This is a genomic window from Mycobacterium paraterrae, assembly GCF_022430545.2.
Classification (GTDB): domain Bacteria; phylum Actinomycetota; class Actinomycetes; order Mycobacteriales; family Mycobacteriaceae; genus Mycobacterium; species Mycobacterium paraterrae.
Genome location: NZ_CP092488.2, coordinates 3,636,157 through 3,653,953 on the forward strand (window position 1 = coordinate 3,636,157; position 17,797 = coordinate 3,653,953).

The window sequence follows — 17,797 nt, forward strand, 5'->3', positions numbered from 1 at the left end:
GTTGAGGTTCTAATCTTTTCGCCATGACTCACTCCGATACCGCCTGGCCCGCGGACCTGTCCGCGCTAGCCGCTCTCCGATTCGCCCGGCGCTCAGCGCATTTCGCCGAGACGGTCCACTTTTACCGAGACTTAGTCGGCCTGCCGCTGTGCGCGACGTTCGTGGAGAGTTACGGCAGCACCGGCGCGATATTCGGTCTCCCGAGATCGTCGCTGACCTTCGAGATCGTGGAGGCCACCGAACCCGTCGCGGTCGACGGTCACGAGCAGCTGTGTATGTACTTTCCCGACCATGCCAGCCAGCAGCGGGCTACCGCGAAGCTAGCGGCCTCGGGTGCCAAACCTGTTGACTCTCATCCCTATTGGGCGGCGACCGGCGCCGTCACCTATCGGGACCCGGACGGCCGGGAAGTGGTGTTCGCGCCGTTTGTCTTCGGGGCCGACGAGCCAGCGGACGGCGCCGCATCCGGCACGCACTGGACTGCCCCCTAGAAAGCGGAAGACCACCGGGGTCGAGTACACCGGTGGCCGTCCTTTACTCAAGTCTGCGAATTACTTTTTGAAGGCGTCCTTCACGTTCTCGACCGCGTCCTTCACGCTGGACTTCGCCTGATCGAGCTTGCCTTCGGCTTCGGTGCTGTCGTCGCCGGTAGCTTTGCCAAACGCTTCCTTGGCCTTGCCGCCGATGTCGTCGATCTTGTTGCTCACCTTGTCGTGGGCTCCCATGCGCGTCAGCTCCCTTCGCTGGACAATGCTGCTTCGCGTCGGGTCTGTACCCGGCCGGTTCGGCGGCTAAACCCCGGTGTGCGAGATTGGCGTGATGCGGGTCGCGATCCTCGACGATTATCAGGACGTCGCATTGACCATGGCCGACTGGTCGCAGGTGGCTGACCGGGCGACGATCACCGTGTTCAACGACCACCTCGGCGACCCGGATGCGGTGGTCGAGCGCCTTCACCCTTTCGATGTGGTCTGCGTGATGCGGGAACGCACACCATTGACGCGAAGCGTCATCGAGCGGCTACCCCAGCTCAAGATGATCGCGTCGACCGGTCCGTTCAACGCCTCGATCGACATCGCGGCCGCCGAGGAACGCGGCATCCACGTCAGCGGCACCGGTGGCTATGTGGAGTCGACCGTCGAGCTGACCTGGGCGCTGATCCTGGCGACCGCCCGGCGGGTCGTCGACGAGGCGGTGTCGGTCCGCGGCGGCGGGTGGCAGACGGCAGTGGGCCGGCAACTCGGGGGCACCACGCTGGGGGTGCTCGGGTTGGGAAGGATCGGTAGCCGGGTCGCCAAGGTCGGCAAGGCGTTCGGCATGGATGTCGTCGCGTGGAGTCCGAACCTGACTCCCGAGGCCTCCGAGCGGGCCGGGGTCGGCTACGTGTCGAAGGACGACCTGTTCTCCAGCGCGGACGTGCTGACGATCCACCTGGTGCTCAGCGAGCGAAGCCGCGGCTTGGTGGGAGCCACCGAACTGGCATTGATGAAGCCAACGGCGTTGCTAGTCAACACCTCTCGCGGCCCGATCGTCGACGAGCAGGCGCTGATCGACGCGCTGCGATCCCGGCGCATTGCCGGTGCCGGTCTGGACGTCTTCGACACCGAGCCGCTGCCGGCGGGCCATCCGCTGCGCACCCTGGACACGGTCACCGCCACCCCGCACGTGGGCTACGTCGCCGAGCAGATCTACCGGGTGTTCTACGGCGAGGCCGCTCGCGAGATCGCCCGCTGGTTGACCCAGGCCGAGTGACTCTGCGCCGCGACGGCGCGACCACCAGGCTTCGAGCAGACCCATCGCCGCGCACACTGCCGCCGCGAGGCTCCATCCCAGCAGGATGTCGATGACGAAGTGCTCGGCGGAATACACCAGCACGAACGCCATGGCCAGCGGGTAGGCCAGCAGCAGGGGGCGCCACGGTGGCCTGACCCGTCGCCACAGGAACATCGAGATCATCGCGGTCACGGCGGCGTGCAACGACGGTATGGCCGCAACCAGGTTGACGCTGGCCTGACCGGAGTCCAGCAGCGCCCCGGCCGACTGCAAATGCAGGGTTCCCCAGCCGCGGGTCGAGATGCGCTCGACGAATTGGTGAGCGCCGGGCTGCCCGGTGTGCATGGCGCCCAGCAGACCGCCGTCGGGAACGCCAGCTGCCCCGTGGAACATGCATGGCGGGTTCGCCGGACCACCGGCAACGTCGGCCGGCGTGCAACTCGCCGCCGCCCACGGCGGCGCGGCCGGCAGCACCACGTAGACGGCCAGCGCCGCGAAGGACAGGGCGACGAACCGCCGGACGAAGGCCGCCCATGCGGCTCGGTCGCGCAGCCAGAGCACGCCGGCCACGATGTAGGGCAGCACGAAGAACGACATGTAGATGCTGCTGATGATCACTTCCCACCACGGCGGCTGTGCGAGCTTGATGTGCTCCTGCAACCACACCGTCGGAACGGTGCCGAAGAACAGCCAGCGATCTGCCTCTGGCTGAAACCGCCAGAACGTGTGCGCGCCGAGCATGTCGGCGGCACCGCGACTGAAGTCGTAGAGCACCAGGACGAGGGCGAAGGGCAACCAGTCGCGGACCACCGCTAATACCCTGTGTCCGCGCCCGATGCTCGCGGCGATCAGCCCGGTCGCGATGTAGAGGAGCAGCAGTTCGCGATTGAACGCAAACCCATCCGTGGCGGTTCGGTAGACGACGACGGCCGCCCAGACGGCGACGGCGCCCCGCCTCGCCGCTGTGAGCCGGCGCTCGCGACCTGTCGGTTGGGGCTGGGCGGTGCTCGCGGTGGACGGCCGACTGGGGCGACGTCCTCCAGCAGGCGCGGTATAGGGGTCGCCATCGACTGGTCGGACCGGGCGATCAGTTGTTACTGCCACTGGTCCAACCTTATCCTTTGCCGGACGTTTTCCGTCCGTTCATGTACATGGTCATCGCGAAGCTACTCAATTGAGATGTCAAACACGCTGTACGTGAAGGGTTTAACGGCTTCCTAGCACGCTAAACCCGAGATCTATGTGACAGCTGTGTCCGCGCTACCCGTTACCAATGCTCAATGGTCGAGATGCATGAGGGCCAGCCACTGGCGTTGCACGCGGCGTTCCTCGGGGGTGGCGATCATGCCGGACGGAGCGAATGTCTTCGAGGGCACCGGATCGGCCTCGGTGAGCGGTAAACCGCCGCTGCCGCGAATCACCTTGACTGTCACGCCGATTGCCGATATCAGCACGATCACCACGACCGCGGCGAAGACGATCGATAGCGTGCCTTGAATAGAGGTATTCCTGATGACGGCGGCCAGCTGATCGGCGGTCTTGGCAGATCCGAACGACGTCTTACCCGCCGCCTTGGCGGCCGCGTACTGGAAGTGCTGAGCCCAGTAACCCACGTTCGGGTCGGCGGAGAAAATCTTCTGCCATGACGCGGTCAGCGTGACAATCAGGTCCCACAGCAGCGGAATGCCGGGTATCCACGCCCATTGCAGATATCCCTTTTTCACGACGACCACGGCGACGACGGTCAACGCGATCGCGGCCAGCAACTGGTTGGCGATACCGAAGAGCGGGAACAGCGTGTTGATCCCTCCGAGTGGGTCGGTCACTCCCATCAACAGGATGCTGCCCCACGCGGCAGCGACCGCGAGACTGCAGGTCCAGACACCCGGACGCCAGCTCGGGTCGCGCAGTTTGCGCAGCGGTCCGCCGAGATTGCCCAGCGCGTCGGACAGCATGAACCGCGCGACCCGGGTGCCGGCGTCGACAGCGGTCAGGATGAACAACCCCTCGAACATGATCGCGAAGTGGTACCAGAACGCCTTGAGCCCCGATCCGCCCAGAAACCGCTGCAGCACTTCGGACATTCCCACCGCGAGAGTGGGCGCACCGCCGGTCCGCGAGACGATCGACTTTTCGCCCACACTCGAGGCGGCGTCGGTGAGCGAGGCGCCGGTCGCCGAAGGTCCTGATAGGCCAAGCTGATTGACGTAATCCGCCGCGGCGGCCGCGCTGCCGCCGGTGCGAGCGGCCGGGGCATTGATCGCAAAGTACAAGTGCTGGTCCAGAATTGACGCGCTGATGAGCGCCATCACCGCGACGAACGACTCGGTGAGCATGCCGCCGTAGCCGATCAGCCGCATCTGGCTTTCCTTCTCCAGCAACTTCGGTGTCGTGCCCGAGGAGATCAGCGCGTGAAATCCCGACAACGCGCCGCACGCGATCGTGATGAAGAGAAAAGGAAACAGCGACCCTGCGAAGACGGGTCCGCCACCATGCGTCGCGAACCGCGAGACCGCCGGTGCGTGCATCAGCGGATGAGCAACGCAGATGCCGACCGCCAACAGCGCGATGGCTCCGACCTTCATGAACGTCGACAGGTAATCGCGCGGCGCCAGTAGCAGCCACACCGGCAGCACCGAGGCGACGAATCCATACCCCACAATCAACCACGACACAGCTACCGCTGACAGGTTCAACCACGAAGCGCCCCATGCTGTTTCGGCAACCTGGTGGCCGGATGCCACCGCGACCATCAACAGCACGAACCCGATAACAGATACTTCGGCGACCCGTCCTGGCCTGATGAAGCGGAGGTAGCAGCCCATGAAGACCGCGATCGGGATGGTCATCGCAATCGAGAACACCCCCCAGGGGCTCTCAGCGAGGCCGCGGACCACTACGAGCGCCAGAACCGCGATGATGATCACCATGATGACGAAGGCGCCGATGAGTGCGGCCGCGCCACCTATGGCGCCCAATTCGTCGCGCGCCATCTGACCGAGCGATCGGCCACGGCGCCGGGTCGAAATCCACAGCACGAGGTAGTCCTGCACGGCGCCGGCCAAGACCGCGCCGACGATGATCCAGATGCTGCACGGCAGGTAGCCCATCTGGGTCGCCAGGACCGGCCCGACCAGCGGCCCGGCGCCGGCGATCGCGGCAAAGTGGTGGCCGAACAGCACGCGCCGGTCGGTCGGGACGTAATCCGTTCCGTTGTCCAAAACCTCTGCCGGAGTGGCATGGTCGTCGCGCGGGCGGACGACTTTCGTCTCGATCAACCGCGCGTAGAACCGGTATCCGATGACGTAGGTGCAGATCGCCGCGACGACGAACCAGACCGCGTTGACCGTCTCGCCACGAACAACGGCGATCATCGTCCACGCGGCCGCGCCGATCAGCGCGATCAGTCCGAAGACGATTTTGTGCCGGGTTCTGATCGGCGAGCGGTCGATGATGGCGACCGGCGGCAGGGCAGCGTCGGTATGGACGTAGCTCAAACGGTGGTCGTCGGTGTGAGAGGTGGGCTGCGGTGGTGCTACCACTGCGCCTCCTGTCGGGAGAACACGCCGGATTGGGCCGCTGGCAGCTTAGCCCGTGTACATGTCTCGCACGGTGTCGATCGTGTCCGCCTCGTCGGGTCCCTTGTCGTCGCGATAGCGCAGCACGCGAGCGAATCTCAGCGCCAAACCGCCGGGGTAGCGTGTCGACTTCTGCACACCGTCGAGCGCGATCTCCACCACCTGGACCGGCCGTACCCGTACGACGTAGCCGTCGGTGCCGCCGACGGCCAACTCCTGGAACCGTTCCGTCTGCCACTCGAGCATCGCGTCGGTCATCCCCTTGAACGTCTTACCGACCATCACCAGATCGCCGGTGGCGGGGTCGCGGGCGCCGAGATGGATGTTGGACAGCTTGCCCTGCCGTCGCCCCGAGCCCCACTCGACGGCGAGCACCACCAGATCCAGCGTGTGGACGGGCTTGACCTTCAACCAGCCCGCTCCTCGCCGGCCGGCCTCGTACGGCGCGGTCAGCGACTTGGCCATCACGCCCTCGTGGCCCGCGGCCAGGGTCGCTTGCAGGAAGCCGTGCGCCGCGGCGGGATCGGAGGTGACCAAACGGTCGACCCGCTGCTGCGGGGGCGTAATCGCGTCGAGCGCGATGGCGCGTTCACTGGTCGGCGCGTCGAGTAGGTCGGTGCCGTCGCGGTGCAGGATGTCGAAGAAGAACACCGACAGCGGTTGGGTGTCACGCGCTGCCGCGACGTCGACCGAGCGGCCGAAGCGTGATCCCGTGACCTGGAAGGGGTGCGGCCGTCCGTCGGGGCGCAGGGCGATGGCCTCGCCGTCGGCGATCAGATCCCGCACCGGCAGCGCCAACGTCGCCTCGACCACCTCCGGCAGTCGGGCGGTGACGTCGTCGAGGCTGCGGGTGTACACCGTGACCTGGTCGCCGGCACGGTGGATCTGCACTCGCGCGCCGTCCAGTTTGGCCTCGAAAACGCATTCGCCGCCGAGCTTTTCCAGCGCCTCGCCGACATCGGCCGCGGTCTGTGCAAGCATCGGGCCGACCGGTCGACCGACCTGCAGGGTGAACTCGTCCAGTGCCGCGGTCCCGCCGCGCAATGCGGCCGCGGCGACCGCGGGCAGCGCACCGCCGAGCATCGCCGCACGGCGCACCGCAGCGGCCGGCAGCTCGGCCGCCGCGGCCACCGCATCGGCCATCACGCCGATCAGCGCGCCCTGCCGTAACTCGCCGGTCAGCAGTCGACGCAGGAATGTCTGCTCGGGTTCGGTTGCAGCGGAGAATAACTCGGCGATCAACTCGGCGCGCCGGGTCTGCGACCCTTTGCCGGCGACAGCTTTGATGGCCGACAGGGCGGCGTCGACACCCGTCACGGTCAGGCTTGGGGCAGACGCCGCGGGTGGCAGCGACCGCAACGCTGCATACCCGACGCCGATCTGGCGCTGTGGCAGGTCACCGGCGAGCCACGCGACGATGATGGCGACCAGCGCTGGGTCGGACTTGGCGTGGCCGAGCAATTCCGCAATTCGCGTGGTCTTGGCCCGCCGCGACGCCGACCCGCTCACGTCGACCGAGGTGGTCGCGACGTCGATCAACTGCACAACCCACCTTTACATGCCTGGCCGACAACGTCACGTACCGCCGCGATAACCTGCAGGTAGCCCCGGTGACGATGCAGAGCGCGCAGCGCGATGAGAGGAGCCGGGGAATTGATTACTCGCGGGCCCCGCCCGGACAAACAGGGAGGTTTGGATGGAGATCAACGGCAAGAAGGTCATCGTGATCGGCGGTGCCTCGGGCATGGGACGCGCCAGCGCTGAGTTGCTGCATGCCCGCGGGGCCAGCGTCGCGATCTTCGACCGCGAAGGATCCGACGGCAAGGACGTGGCGGCCGGCATCGGGGGAGACTTCTACCCGGTCGACGTCACGGACTACGCCGCGACGGAGGAGACGCTCAACACCGCGGTCGAGAAGCTCGGCGGCCTGCACGTCACGGTGACCACGGCCGGTGGCGGCATCGCCAAGCGCACGATGTCGAAGTCCGGTCCGCACGATCTCGAGTCGTTCCAATCGGTCATCGACCTCAACCTGATCGCGACGTTCAACATCAGCCGCCTCGCCGCACACCACATGAGTCAGAACGAGCCGGAAGACGAAGAGCGCGGCGTCATCATCAACACCGCCTCGATCGCGGCGTTCGAGGGACAGATCGGGCAGGTCGCCTACACCGCCGCGAAAGCAGGCATCGCGGGCATGTGCCTGACGATGGCGCGTGACCTGGGCTCACTGGGCATCCGGGTGCTGGCCATCGCGCCGAGCCTTTTCCTCACCGGGATGACTCAGGGCATTCCCGATGAGTACGTGTCGGCACTGACCAAAGACGCGGCGTTCCCGAAGCGACTGGGTCGCCCGGAGGAGTACGCCAAGCTGGCGGCCGCGATCGTAGACAACCCGATGCTCAACGGTCAGTGCCTGCGTCTGGACGCCGGTCAGCGCTTCGCCCCCAAGTGATTTTCCGCGAGACAGAAGCCAGGGTCGTGATTCTGGCCTTGGGTTCAGGGGGTGGTTGCAACACTTCGTAGTTAGGGGTGTTGATGACTAGTCAGATCGCAGCCCTGGCTTCTTTCTCGCGACAGTGCACGCCGACCGACCACCTGGTTGGGAGGCCGTCCGTATTTAAGTACACTCTTTCCGACCGGCCAATGGCGTCCAAGAGGAAGGCCCTGCAATGGGTATCGCACTGACCGACGACCATCGCGAACTCGCCGAGGTAGCCCGCGGGTTTCTCAACTCGCAGAAGGCACGCGCCGCCGCGCGGTCGCTGCTGGACGCGCCCGAAGAGGACCGGCCGCCGTTCTGGCAAGCGCTGGTCGAACTGGGCTGGCTGGGCCTGCATATCGACGAGGAGCACGGCGGCTCGGGGTACGGGCTGCCGGAGCTCGTCGTCGTGATCGACGAGCTCGGTCGCGCGGTGGCGCCCGGGCCGTTCGTACCGACCGTCATCGCCTCCTCGGTGATTGCGAAAGACGGTTCCGCGGACCAGAAGTCGCGGTTGCTGCCCGGCCTCATCGACGGATCTGTGGTCGCCGGCATCGGCGTGGGCGGCCAGGTCAGTCTCGGCGACGGGGTCGCCGACGGTGACGCCGGCATCGCGCTGGGGGCGGGGCTGGCCGACCTGCTCTTGGTCACCGCCGGTGACGACGTGCTGGTGATCGACCGTGGTCGCCCTGGCGTCTCGGTCGAGGTGCCCGAAAACCTGGACCCGACCCGGCGCTCGGGACGTGTGCGGCTCGACAACGTCAAGGTGAACGACGAGGACATCCTGCGCGGGGCCCACGACTCGCTGCTGGCGCGAGCCCGCACGCTCCTGTCCGCCGAGGCGGTCGGGGGCGCGGCCGACTGCGTCGAGTCCGCGGTCGACTACGCCAAGGTGCGCCAGCAGTTCGGCCGCACGATCGCTACGTTCCAGGCCATCAAACACCATTGCGCCAACATGTTGGTCGCCTCCGAGTCGGGCATCGCCTCGGTATGGGACGCCTCCCGTGCCGCATCGGAGGACGAGGACCAGTTCCGGCTCGCCGCCGCTTCGGCTGCGGCACTGGCGTTTCCGGCGTATGCCCGCAATGCCGAACTCAACATTCAGGTGCACGGTGGCATCGGATTTACCTGGGAGCACGATGCGCATCTGCACTTGCGTCGTGCGCTGGTGACGACGGCACTGTTCGGCGGAGATGCCCCCGCCGAGGACGTTTTCGAACGCACCGCCGCGGGCGTCACCCGCGAGAACAGCCTGGACCTGCCGCCGGAGGCGGAAGAGATGCGCAGCCGCATCCGTGCCGACGTCGCGCAGTTCGCCGGGCTGGAAAAGCAGGAGCAGCGTGAGAAGCTGATCGAGACCGGTTATGTGATGCCGCACTGGCCCAAGCCGTGGGGACTGGCCGCCGATGCGGTGGAGCAATTGGTGATCGAGGAAGAGTTCCGCGCCGCCGGCATCAAGCGCACCGACTACGGCATTACCGCATGGGTGATCCTGACCCTCGTTCAGCACGGAACACCATGGCAGATCGAACGATTCGTCGAGAAGGCGCTGCGCAAGGACGAGATTTGGTGCCAGCTGTTCTCCGAGCCCGAGGCCGGCTCCGATGCGGCGTCGATCAAGACCAAGGCGACCCGGGTGGACGGCGGCTGGAAGATCAACGGCCAGAAGGTCTGGACCAGCGGCGCACACTATTGCGCACGAGGCTTGGCCACCGTGCGCACCGACCCTGACGCACCCAAGCATGCGGGCATTACGACCGTGATCATCGACATGAAGGCCCCCGGTGTGGAGGTGCGGCCACTGCGACAGATCACGGGCGGTTCGGATTTCAACGAAGTGTTCTTCAACGACGTCTTCGTCCCCGACGAAGACGTGGTCGGCGAACCTAACACTGGTTGGACAGTCGCCCGCGCGACACTGGGCAACGAACGCGTCAGCATCGGCGGCAGCGGCTCGTTCTACGCGGACCTCGCCCCGCAGTTGGTGCGGCAGGTCAAGGACGACCCGGACCGATTGAACGGCATGCGATCTCGGGTCGGCATCTACCTGGCCGAGGAAAACGCGCTACGACTGCTCAACCTGCGCCGTGTCGCCCGCAGCGTCGAGGGCTCGGGTCCCGGTCCGGAGGGCAACGTGACCAAGCTGAAGCTCGCCGACCACATGATCGAGGGCGCTGCGATCACCACCGCGCTCGCCGGCCCTGAAACCGCGCTGTACGACGGCGCCGGAGCGCTGGCGGGCCGCCTGGTAATGGGTGCCCGCGGCATGGCCATCGCCGGCGGCACGTCGGAGGTCACCCGCAACCAGATCGCCGAGCGGATCCTCGGGATGCCGCGCGACCCGCTGATCAACTAAGCCGGTCGGGGCACTGCGGCCGCGAGCGACTGACCCAGCCAGGTCGGCACGGCCCGGCGGGCGTCGGCGGATCCGTGGATGGTCAGATTGCCGTCCCGCAGGGCGGCCGCCCAGGATTCGTCGCCTCGCCAGATCTGGGTCAGGGTGCGCAGGGTCGTCTCGACGGTGGCCGTCACGTCGTAGCCGGGGTCGAAATCGCAGACGTCGGGTTCGCCCTCCGACACCATCAGCCACCAATGCGCGGCCTTGGGATCAACGCCAGAAAGGTTGAATTCCAATACCGTGCGTGTCCGCGGCCAGGTGTCGACGGAAATGGTTCGGCGGATATCCCACATCAGCAGGTGCGGGTCAAGGTCCGCGTCACCGAGTTCACCAATCCAGCGAATTCCCCAGGCGCCCAACGCGCCGACGACTCCGGCGAGCTCCTGGCCGCAGGGTGTCAGCGCGTACGAGACGCGGCCGTCCGCCTCGTGGCGTTCGACGACGCCGGCGCGGGTCAGCGATTTGAGTCGCTTGGACAGCAGCGCCGGTGACATTTTCGGCAATCCACGCCGTAGGTCGTTGAAGTGCACGCTGCCGCGGAGCAGCTCGCTGACCACGAGCAAGGTCCAGCGTTCGTCGAGAAGCTCCATCGCCTTGGCAATCGGGCAGAACTGGCCATACGTCGACATGGTCCTAGTAGAACTCGCGACAACAGAATTGACTAGTACAGATCGTGAACCTCGCCGGGTTCAGATCTGGCACTGGAGACGGTTCGACGCGAGGCGTGACGATGGCGTCATGACGACGATCGACACCGCCGAGAGCGGGCTGGAAAGCAAGCACCGGGCGCTGTGGGCGCTGGGCGACTACGCAACCGTGGCAGCCGAGTTGGTGGCGCCGCTGGGCCCGGTCCTGGTGCGGGAAAGCGGGATAGGCACGAGGCAGCGGGTGCTCGATGTCGCTGCCGGTTCGGGCAACGTGGCGATCGCCGCGGCGCTCACGGGGGCGAAAGTTGTTGCCAGCGACCTGGTTCCGGAACTGCTGGAGCGCGGCGCGGCGCTCGCCCGGAGTCGCGGGCTCGACCTGCAGTGGCGCGAAGCCAATGCCGAGGCGCTGCCGTTCGACGACGCGTCGTTCGATGCCGTGCTGTCCGCCATCGGTGTGATGTTCGCCCCGCACCATCAGCAGGCGGCCGACGAGATGCTGCGGGTCTGCCGACCCGGCGGGACGATCGGCGTGCTGAGCTGGACGCCCGACGGCTTCATCGGCCAGATGTTCGCAACCATGAAGCCGTATGTGCCGGCGCCGCCGCCCGGCGTGCAGCCACCGCCCCTGTGGGGCGACGCCGAGCACGTCCGGGGCTTGCTGGGCGAACGCGTCGCCGGCGTTGTGACGCAACGCCGCACGCTGAGGGTCGACCACTTCACCGACGGTGCAGCGTTTCGCGACTACTTCAAGACGTTCTACGGCCCGACGATCTCGGCCTACCGGGGCATCGCCGGCGACGGCGACGGCGTGGCGGCGTTGGACGCCGAGCTTGCCGAACTCGGCGACCGATACTTGGCCGGGTCTTCGGTGATGGAGTGGGAGTATCTGATCGTCACAGCGCGCAGGCGCTGATCACACCGCGGGAACGAAACGCGGTGCGCCGCCTGGTCCGGACTCCGGTAGGGCCTGGACGCGCATCCCGCACGCCACCGAATCCGGTTCGCACCCAACGATGTTCGCGGCCACTCGTAACCCGTCTTGCTCGGCGAGCTCGACCAGGGCGATTACATACGGCGTCTCGATCTCGGGATTGAACGCGTGGTAGTTGACCGTGTAGGTGAATATCGACCCTCGGCCCGACACCGGCTTGGCTTCCAGCGAACCGCCGCAGTCGCGGCAGGTGCCGGCCGCGGGGTGGACCCATCGGGCGCAGGTGTCGCAGTGCTCGATCAGCAGCTCGGTTGACACGGGCAATACAGTACACTCAATTCGCTTCGGTTGACCTGACGGACGGCGTAGATGAGCTACTTCGAAAAAGACGCGATCATTTCCGGCATCGGTATTTCTCGAATCGGCCGTCGGACCGGCATTCCCGGACTGGATCTGACGCTGGAGTCGGTCCGGGCCGCTATCGACGACGCCGGCTTGAGCGCCGGTGACATCGACGGGATCGCGACCCTGGGCGACACTCCCGCCGCCGAGGTGAACGCCGCGCTGGGCATCGAGGCCCCGGACTGTGGTACGGGTTTCAGCACCGGCGGTCTGCTCAACCCGGTGATCTCGGCGTGCCGCGCGGTGTCCGAAGGCCATGCGCGACATGTCGTCATCTACCGCACCATCCAGATGTTGGGCGGCACCGTTTTGGCCAAGCAGGACGAGAACGCGCCCGCCCCGCCGCTGGCGAAGATGTTCGAAACCCCGGAGGGTGAGACGCCGCCGGCGGTCGGTCCAATGGACGATGTCAACGATCTGGTTGCCGCCCAAGCATATTCGGCGGCGAACTGGCTGGCATTGGTGTGTCGCCGGCACATGGAACTCTACGGCACCACCAAGGAGCAATTGGGCTGGCTCGCGATCAACAGCCGTCGTAACGCGGCGCTCAATCCTCGTGCGGTGTACCGGGATCCGCTGACCATGGACGACTACCTGAGCGCACGTCCGGTGTCGTCGCCGTTGGGTCTGCTGGACTGCGACGTCCCAATCGACGGATCGATCGCCCTGGTGGTTTCGGCAGCCAGCTACGCCGACGACTGCCCACATCGGGCCGTCCATGTCGAGGCGATCGGCGGCAGCAACGGCGCGGGCGGCTGGTTCCATCGCCCGGACTACCCCAAGATGGCGTCGGTCGACGCGGCGGCACAACTGTGGGCGCGGACCGATCTGACACCCGCCGATCTGCACCTTGCAGAGCTCTACGACGGGTTCACCTTCCTGGCCTTCGCCTGGCTCGAGGCGCTGGGCATTTGCGGTGACGGCGAGGCGGGACCGTTCGTCGAGGGGGCCGAGCGGATCGCCCTGAACGGTGCCCTGCCGTTGAACACCTATGGCGGGCAGCTTTCGGCGGGCCGCATGCACGGCTACTGGTTGCTGCATGAGACGTGCCTGCAGCTGCGTGGCGAGGCTGGGGAGCGGCAGGTGCCTCGACGTCCCGAGGTGGCCGTCGCCGCGGTCGGCGGCGGGCCCATCGCGGGTTGCATGCTGCTGACATGCTGATCCAATTGTGCGGGCCGGCCATTGAGCGGTGAGGCTCTGGCGTCCGCTCCCAGCGCCGAAGCCCGGTCGAATAAGCGAGCTTCCCAGATCGCACGCCGTATCGAGGCCGACATCATTCGGCGAGGCTGGCCGATCGGGGAGTCGCTCGGTTCGGAGCAGGCACTGCAGGAGCGCTACCACGTCAGCAGATCGGTTCTGCGGGAAGCGGTTCGGCTGATCGAGCACCATCGTGTGGCGCGCATGCGGCGCGGCCCGAACGGCGGCCTGCTGATCTGCGAACCGGACGCCGCTCCGGCCACCCACGCGATCATCATCTACCTGGAGTATCTAAACATCACGATCGGCGATCTGCTCGATGCGCGGTTACTACTGGAACCGCTTGCTGCGGCCCGGGCCGCGCAGCAGATCGACGAAGCGGGCATCGACCGACTGCGTGCGGTGCTGCGCGCCGAAGAGGACCGACAGTCGACGAACGACGAGTTCCACACCGCGTTGGCCGAGCAGACCAAAAACCCTGTGCTGCAATTGTTTATCGACATCCTCACGCGGCTGACCATCCGGTACGCCGAGGACTCGCGATTGAATTCCGCCACCGAGGCGTTCGAGGTGATCGAGCATCGTTACCGTGAACACTCGGCCATCGCCGCGGCTGTCATCGCTGGTGATACGACCCGCGCGATGACGCTGAGCGAGCAGCACGCGCAATCAGTCGGCGCGTGGCTGCGCCACCATCGCCAGCCCGGCCCGCGTCGTCAACGTCGCACCAAGGAAGAAGCGCCACAAGGCAAGCTGGCCGAAGTACTGGCCGCCGCCATCCGCGACGACATCGCGCACAGCGGCTGGCCCGTAGGCGAGGTCTTCGGCAGCGAGATCGCGTTGCTGGAGCGCTACCAGGTCAGCCGGGCGGTGCTTCGAGAAGCGGTGCGGCTGCTGGAGTATCACGCTGTCGCCACCACTCGGCGCGGACCGGGCGGCGGTCTGGTGGTCACAGAACCCCAAGCGCAAGCCAGCATTGACACCATCGCGCTGTATTTGCAGTACCGCCGTCCTCGCCGCGAAGACCTGACCTTGATTCGTGACGCCATCGAGATCGACAACGTCGCCAAGGTCGTCGCGCGCCACCGCGAGCCGGAGGTGCGCGCGTTCCTCGACAGTCAGCGTCGGATGATCGAGCAGGTCGGCGACGACCCGGGAAGGGCAGGCGTCGAGGAGTTCCGGTTCCACGCCGGGCTGGCCACGCTGGCAGGCAATCCCGTGTTGGAGCTTTTCCTGCGGATCCTAGTCGAGGTCTTTCGACGCTACTGGGCCAGCACCGACCAGCCAGTCCCCAGCCAGGCGGATCTCATCGACGTCCGCCACGCTCACCTGCGGATCGTCGACGCGATCGGTCGGGGCGATGACAGCTTGGCCCGCCACCGCATCCGGCGCCACCTCGACGCCGCCGCGACGTGGTGGCTGTAAAAGAAGTTGCATCGGCCGCTCGGCAGCGGCTAATCTCGGCGACGTGCCACATCTTCTCGTAGTAGCCAGCACCCGCAGCGGGGTCTGATCTAGACCGACCCCCCGCTGTGGGTCGAAAGCTACTACCCGTCGGTCACTCCCTCAGACCAGAGAAGACCGGCAGATGACCATCACATTCGCTCCAGAATCCTCGACGATGCTGTTCGACGGCGTCCCGCTGCCGCGTGGGCTGCGTGAAGACGCCGACTCCATGTCGTGGAGCACTTTCACCGCCGTCTACGCGCCGAGCACCGGACCGCTGCGGCTGGGCCACTGGAGCTGCATCGAGGACGGCCGTTCCGCCACCCGGCTGGGGCCCCGAACGTTCCAGGCCGCGCTGGTCTTCGGTGATCGAATCGAGACCGCTACCGCCACCGCGAACGGGCCGGTCGCCGCACTGACCGCGATGCTGCACGAGCAAGGCGTCGCCCTGGAGATGCTGCGGTTTCACCAGTTGCGCTCCGACGACACCACAGCGACGTTCATTCAAGGCACCGACGGCACCAGGGCCGAATGGGCGATGGGCTATTCGGACGACCCGACGGAGTCCGCTTTGTCGGCGGTGATCGCCTGCGCGAACCGGCTGTACGCCGCCGGCGACTAGAGGCGCCGCAGCACGATCGGCATGCCGTCCATCGGAAGCGGGATGGTGCGGTAATCCCATTTGGCCCGGTATCCCGGCCGGGGCAGTTCCAGCCGGTAATGGCGGAGCAACCGATGCATGATGGTCTTGACTTCAAGTTGACCGAACGTCATCCCGATGCACTTGTGCGCACCGCCACCGAACGGTGTCCATGCACCGCGGTGGCGCTTGTGTTCGTTGCGAGGCTCGGTAAAGCGTTCCGGGTCGAACTTCAGTGGGTCGGTCCAAATCTCTGGCAGGAGATGATTCACACCGGGAAATGCGGTGATGTTGGTGTTCTTCGGCAAGTAGTGGCCCAGCAGTTCGGTGTCGCGCACCGTCCGCCGCATCGCCCACTGAACGGGCGTCACCAGCCGTATGGACTCGTTCATGACCAGGTCGAGCGACTCCAGCTTCTCCAGCGACTCGATGTCTAGCGGTCCGTCGCCTAGCCGATCGGATTCGTCGCGGCAGCGTTCCTGCCACTCCGGATTGGCGGCCAGCTGGTAGGCCATGTTCGTCGCGGTGGTGGTGGAGGTGTCGTGGGCGGCCATCATCAAGAAAATCATGTGGTTGACGATGTCCTGATCGGAGAAGCGGTTGCCGTCCTCATCCGCCGTTTGGCACAACACACTCAGCAGATCGTTGCCCTCTTTGCGGCGCTGCTCGTGGACCCGCTCTTCGAAGTAGTTCTCCAGCAGTTGACGGGCCTTGAGGCCGCGCCACCACGTGAAGGGCGGCACGCCGGTGCGGATTACGGCGTTGCCGGCTCGAACGGTCATGGTGAAGGCACTGTTCACCTTGGTAACCAGTTCGCGATCGGTGCCTGGCTCATGTCCCATGAACACCATCGAGGCGATGTCCAGGGTGAGTTCTTTCATCGCGGGGTAAAGCAGGAATCGCGCGTCGTCGGCCACCCAGTCGTCGGCGATTACTTGCGAGACGACCTGGTCCATCTGCTCGAGGTAGCCGACTAGCCGAGATCTGTGAAACGCCTCCTGCATGATGCGCCTGTGGAAGAGGTGCTCTTCGAAATCCAGCAGCATCAAGCCGCGGTTGAAGAAGGCACCGATCACCGGTGTCCAACCCTGTTGGGAGAAGTCCTTATTGCGGTTGGAGTAAATCTCTTGCGCGGCGTCCGGGCCGAGTGCGGCTACGAACGGCAACATGGGCGAGTCCCAAAAAACGAAGGGACCTTTGGTCTCGTAGAGGAACATCATGTATTCGGGTCCACCTCGGAGCATCTCGATCATGTGCCCGAGGATCGGCAGCCCTCTATCGCCCGCAATCGGCTTGAGCCCACTCCCTGCTGGTGGATGAGCAAGGAAAGTCTCTGGAAACCGGGTGTTTCGCAGCCTGGCTTCGGCCAGGCCCATGCCTGGAAAGTTGTTGAATGACGGCGTGAATCGTCGCCGCGCCTGGTCAAGCAGGTACTTCGGGGTGTTGATGGTGGCCTGGGACATCGATGTCTTTCCTCCTCGATGCCTGCGATCAAGGGTGGTCGGGCACTCACGGGCGTTGTGGCAGGCGTCACTTATCGATATCTTCGAGTGAAACTTGACGGCTGTCAAGTTTCCATTTGGGTGTGGCGTGGTGCAAGGTTTGGTGGTGCAAATCGACCAGGAGGCCGACCGGGTGCCCCGGCGGGTTCCGGCTGCGCCGGTTCCGCGACGCCGCGGTGACCGGCAGCGGCACGCCATCGTCCAGGCGGTGCGCGAGTTGCTCGAGGAGAAGCCGTTTGCGCAGCTGTCGGTCAGCACGATCAGCGACCGAGCCGGCGTGGCGCGCTCCGGGTTCTACTTCTACTTCGATTCGAAGTACGCCGTGCTGGCGCAGATCCTGGCTGACGCCACCCGGGAACTCGAGGAATTGACCGAATACTTCGCTCCGCGCGGGGCTGACGAAACACCGGCGGCGTTCGCGAAGCGAATGGTCGGCAGCGCCGCGGCGGTCTACGCCCACAACGACCCGGTGATGTCGGCATGCAATGCCGCGCGAAATACCGACGCCGAAATCCGAGACCTGCTCGACCAACAGGTCGAGGGTGTCGTCCGGCAGATCATCGGCATCGTCGAAGACGAACTGAAGGCCGGCACGGCGCACCCGATCAGTGATGACATCGAAACGTTGGTGCGCACCTTGTCGGTCACCACCGCGCAGATGCTCTCCGGTGACACCGCTTATCTCGGTGACCACGGTGACGTGCAGCGCGGGGTGCGGGTGCTGGAGGCGCTGTGGCTCAACGCGTTGTGGGGCGGCTCGCCGCAGACTTAGCCGCGCCGCGGACCGGTATCGTCACTGCT

At 66.0% G+C, this 17,797-nt stretch carries 15 protein-coding genes and 1 pseudogene; 9 read left to right on the forward strand and 7 right to left on the reverse strand.

Annotated elements, in window-relative coordinates; all coding sequences use genetic code 11:
• Positions 1-23: 23 nt before the first annotated feature.
• Positions 24-491, forward strand: a complete 468-nt coding sequence (locus tag MKK62_RS17565; protein WP_240258620.1) for a VOC family protein — start codon at positions 24-26, stop codon at positions 489-491.
• Positions 492-551: 60 nt separating this feature from the next.
• On the opposite strand, the gene MKK62_RS17570 is transcribed toward MKK62_RS17565, so the two are convergent.
• Positions 552-725 carry a CsbD family protein gene (locus MKK62_RS17570; RefSeq protein WP_240258619.1) on the reverse strand — a complete coding sequence of 58 codons (174 nt, stop codon included), beginning with the start codon at positions 723-725 and terminating at the stop codon, positions 552-554.
• A 94-nt stretch (positions 726-819) separates the two neighbouring features.
• Here MKK62_RS17570 and MKK62_RS17575 point away from each other — a divergent pair, with 94 nt between their 5' ends.
• The gene (locus tag MKK62_RS17575) at positions 820-1,752 is read left to right on the forward strand and encodes a D-2-hydroxyacid dehydrogenase family protein (RefSeq protein ID WP_434084958.1); all 933 of its coding nucleotides are present in this window, start codon (positions 820-822) and stop codon (positions 1,750-1,752) included.
• 108 nt (positions 1,753-1,860) lie between these two features.
• Here the strand turns inward: MKK62_RS17575 and MKK62_RS26610 are convergent.
• From MKK62_RS26610 to MKK62_RS17590, 3 genes and pseudogenes are all read right to left on the reverse strand, one after another.
• Positions 1,861-2,514: pseudogene (locus tag MKK62_RS26610) on the reverse strand (phosphatase PAP2 family protein); the annotation flags it as partial.
• Between the two features lie 536 nt (positions 2,515-3,050).
• Positions 3,051-5,315, reverse strand: coding sequence for a carbon starvation CstA family protein (locus MKK62_RS17585; RefSeq protein ID WP_286670864.1), 2,265 nt, complete (start codon positions 5,313-5,315; stop codon positions 3,051-3,053).
• Positions 5,316-5,360: 45 nt separating this feature from the next.
• Complete coding sequence (locus MKK62_RS17590) at positions 5,361-6,896, reverse strand: ATP-dependent DNA ligase (protein WP_240258617.1); 1,536 nt, start codon at positions 6,894-6,896, stop codon at positions 5,361-5,363.
• A gap of 151 nt (positions 6,897-7,047) precedes the next feature.
• On the opposite strand from MKK62_RS17590, the gene MKK62_RS17595 reads away from it, so the two are divergent.
• Entirely contained in the window at positions 7,048-7,806 is a 759-nt protein-coding gene (locus tag MKK62_RS17595) for an SDR family NAD(P)-dependent oxidoreductase (protein ID WP_240258616.1), read from the forward strand.
• A gap of 217 nt (positions 7,807-8,023) precedes the next feature.
• Positions 8,024-10,189, forward strand: a complete 2,166-nt coding sequence (locus MKK62_RS17600; RefSeq protein ID WP_240258615.1) for an acyl-CoA dehydrogenase family protein — start codon at positions 8,024-8,026, stop codon at positions 10,187-10,189.
• Here the strand turns inward: MKK62_RS17600 and MKK62_RS17605 are convergent.
• Positions 10,186-10,860: a winged helix-turn-helix transcriptional regulator gene (locus MKK62_RS17605; RefSeq protein WP_240258614.1), complete on the reverse strand. Its 675-nt coding sequence runs from the start codon at positions 10,858-10,860 to the stop codon at positions 10,186-10,188. The genes MKK62_RS17600 and MKK62_RS17605 overlap by 4 nt on opposite strands.
• Before the next feature lie 109 nt (positions 10,861-10,969).
• Between MKK62_RS17605 and MKK62_RS17610 the strand changes: the two genes are divergently transcribed.
• Entirely contained in the window at positions 10,970-11,791 is an 822-nt protein-coding gene (locus MKK62_RS17610) for a class I SAM-dependent methyltransferase (RefSeq protein ID WP_240258613.1), read from the forward strand.
• Here the strand turns inward: MKK62_RS17610 and MKK62_RS17615 are convergent, their stop codons facing one another.
• The gene (locus tag MKK62_RS17615) at positions 11,792-12,133 is read right to left on the reverse strand and encodes a Zn-ribbon domain-containing OB-fold protein (protein WP_434084959.1); all 342 of its coding nucleotides are present in this window, start codon (positions 12,131-12,133) and stop codon (positions 11,792-11,794) included.
• A 45-nt stretch (positions 12,134-12,178) separates the two neighbouring features.
• Between MKK62_RS17615 and MKK62_RS17620 the strand changes: the two genes are divergently transcribed.
• The 3 genes from MKK62_RS17620 (at position 12,179) to MKK62_RS17630 (ending at position 15,476) form a co-directional block, all read left to right on the forward strand.
• Complete coding sequence (locus MKK62_RS17620; protein WP_240258611.1) at positions 12,179-13,372, forward strand: thiolase family protein; 1,194 nt, start codon at positions 12,179-12,181, stop codon at positions 13,370-13,372.
• Positions 13,373-13,408: 36 nt separating this feature from the next.
• Positions 13,409-14,833, forward strand: coding sequence for a FadR/GntR family transcriptional regulator (locus MKK62_RS17625; RefSeq protein ID WP_240264090.1), 1,425 nt, complete (start codon positions 13,409-13,411; stop codon positions 14,831-14,833).
• 163 nt (positions 14,834-14,996) lie between these two features.
• Entirely contained in the window at positions 14,997-15,476 is a 480-nt protein-coding gene (locus tag MKK62_RS17630; RefSeq protein ID WP_240258610.1) for a 2-isopropylmalate synthase, read from the forward strand.
• Here the strand turns inward: MKK62_RS17630 and MKK62_RS17635 are convergent.
• Positions 15,473-16,957 carry a cytochrome P450 gene (locus MKK62_RS17635; RefSeq protein ID WP_240258609.1) on the reverse strand — a complete coding sequence of 495 codons (1,485 nt, stop codon included), beginning with the start codon at positions 16,955-16,957 and terminating at the stop codon, positions 15,473-15,475. The genes MKK62_RS17630 and MKK62_RS17635 overlap by 4 nt on opposite strands.
• 151 nt (positions 16,958-17,108) lie before the next feature.
• On the opposite strand from MKK62_RS17635, the gene MKK62_RS17640 reads away from it, so the two are divergent.
• Entirely contained in the window at positions 17,109-17,768 is a 660-nt protein-coding gene (locus MKK62_RS17640) for a TetR/AcrR family transcriptional regulator (RefSeq protein ID WP_240264089.1), read from the forward strand.
• Positions 17,769-17,797 lie beyond the last annotated feature (29 nt).

Excerpts from the sequence above, each read along its gene's own strand:
- MKK62_RS17565 (WP_240258620.1), top strand. The coding sequence starts at position 24 with ATGACTCACTCCGATACCGCCTGGCCCGCGGACCTGTCCGCGCTAGCC.
- MKK62_RS17570 (WP_240258619.1), bottom strand. The coding sequence starts at position 725 with ATGGGAGCCCACGACAAGGTGAGCAACAAGATCGACGACATCGGCGGC.
- MKK62_RS17575 (WP_434084958.1), top strand. The coding sequence starts at position 820 with ATGCGGGTCGCGATCCTCGACGATTATCAGGACGTCGCATTGACCATG.
- MKK62_RS17595 (WP_240258616.1), top strand. The coding sequence starts at position 7,048 with ATGGAGATCAACGGCAAGAAGGTCATCGTGATCGGCGGTGCCTCGGGC.
- MKK62_RS17600 (WP_240258615.1), top strand. The coding sequence starts at position 8,024 with ATGGGTATCGCACTGACCGACGACCATCGCGAACTCGCCGAGGTAGCC.
- MKK62_RS17605 (WP_240258614.1), bottom strand. The coding sequence starts at position 10,860 with ATGTCGACGTATGGCCAGTTCTGCCCGATTGCCAAGGCGATGGAGCTT.
- MKK62_RS17610 (WP_240258613.1), top strand. The coding sequence starts at position 10,970 with ATGACGACGATCGACACCGCCGAGAGCGGGCTGGAAAGCAAGCACCGG.
- MKK62_RS17620 (WP_240258611.1), top strand. The coding sequence starts at position 12,179 with ATGAGCTACTTCGAAAAAGACGCGATCATTTCCGGCATCGGTATTTCT.
- MKK62_RS17630 (WP_240258610.1), top strand. The coding sequence starts at position 14,997 with ATGACCATCACATTCGCTCCAGAATCCTCGACGATGCTGTTCGACGGC.
- MKK62_RS17635 (WP_240258609.1), bottom strand. The coding sequence starts at position 16,957 with ATGTCCCAGGCCACCATCAACACCCCGAAGTACCTGCTTGACCAGGCG.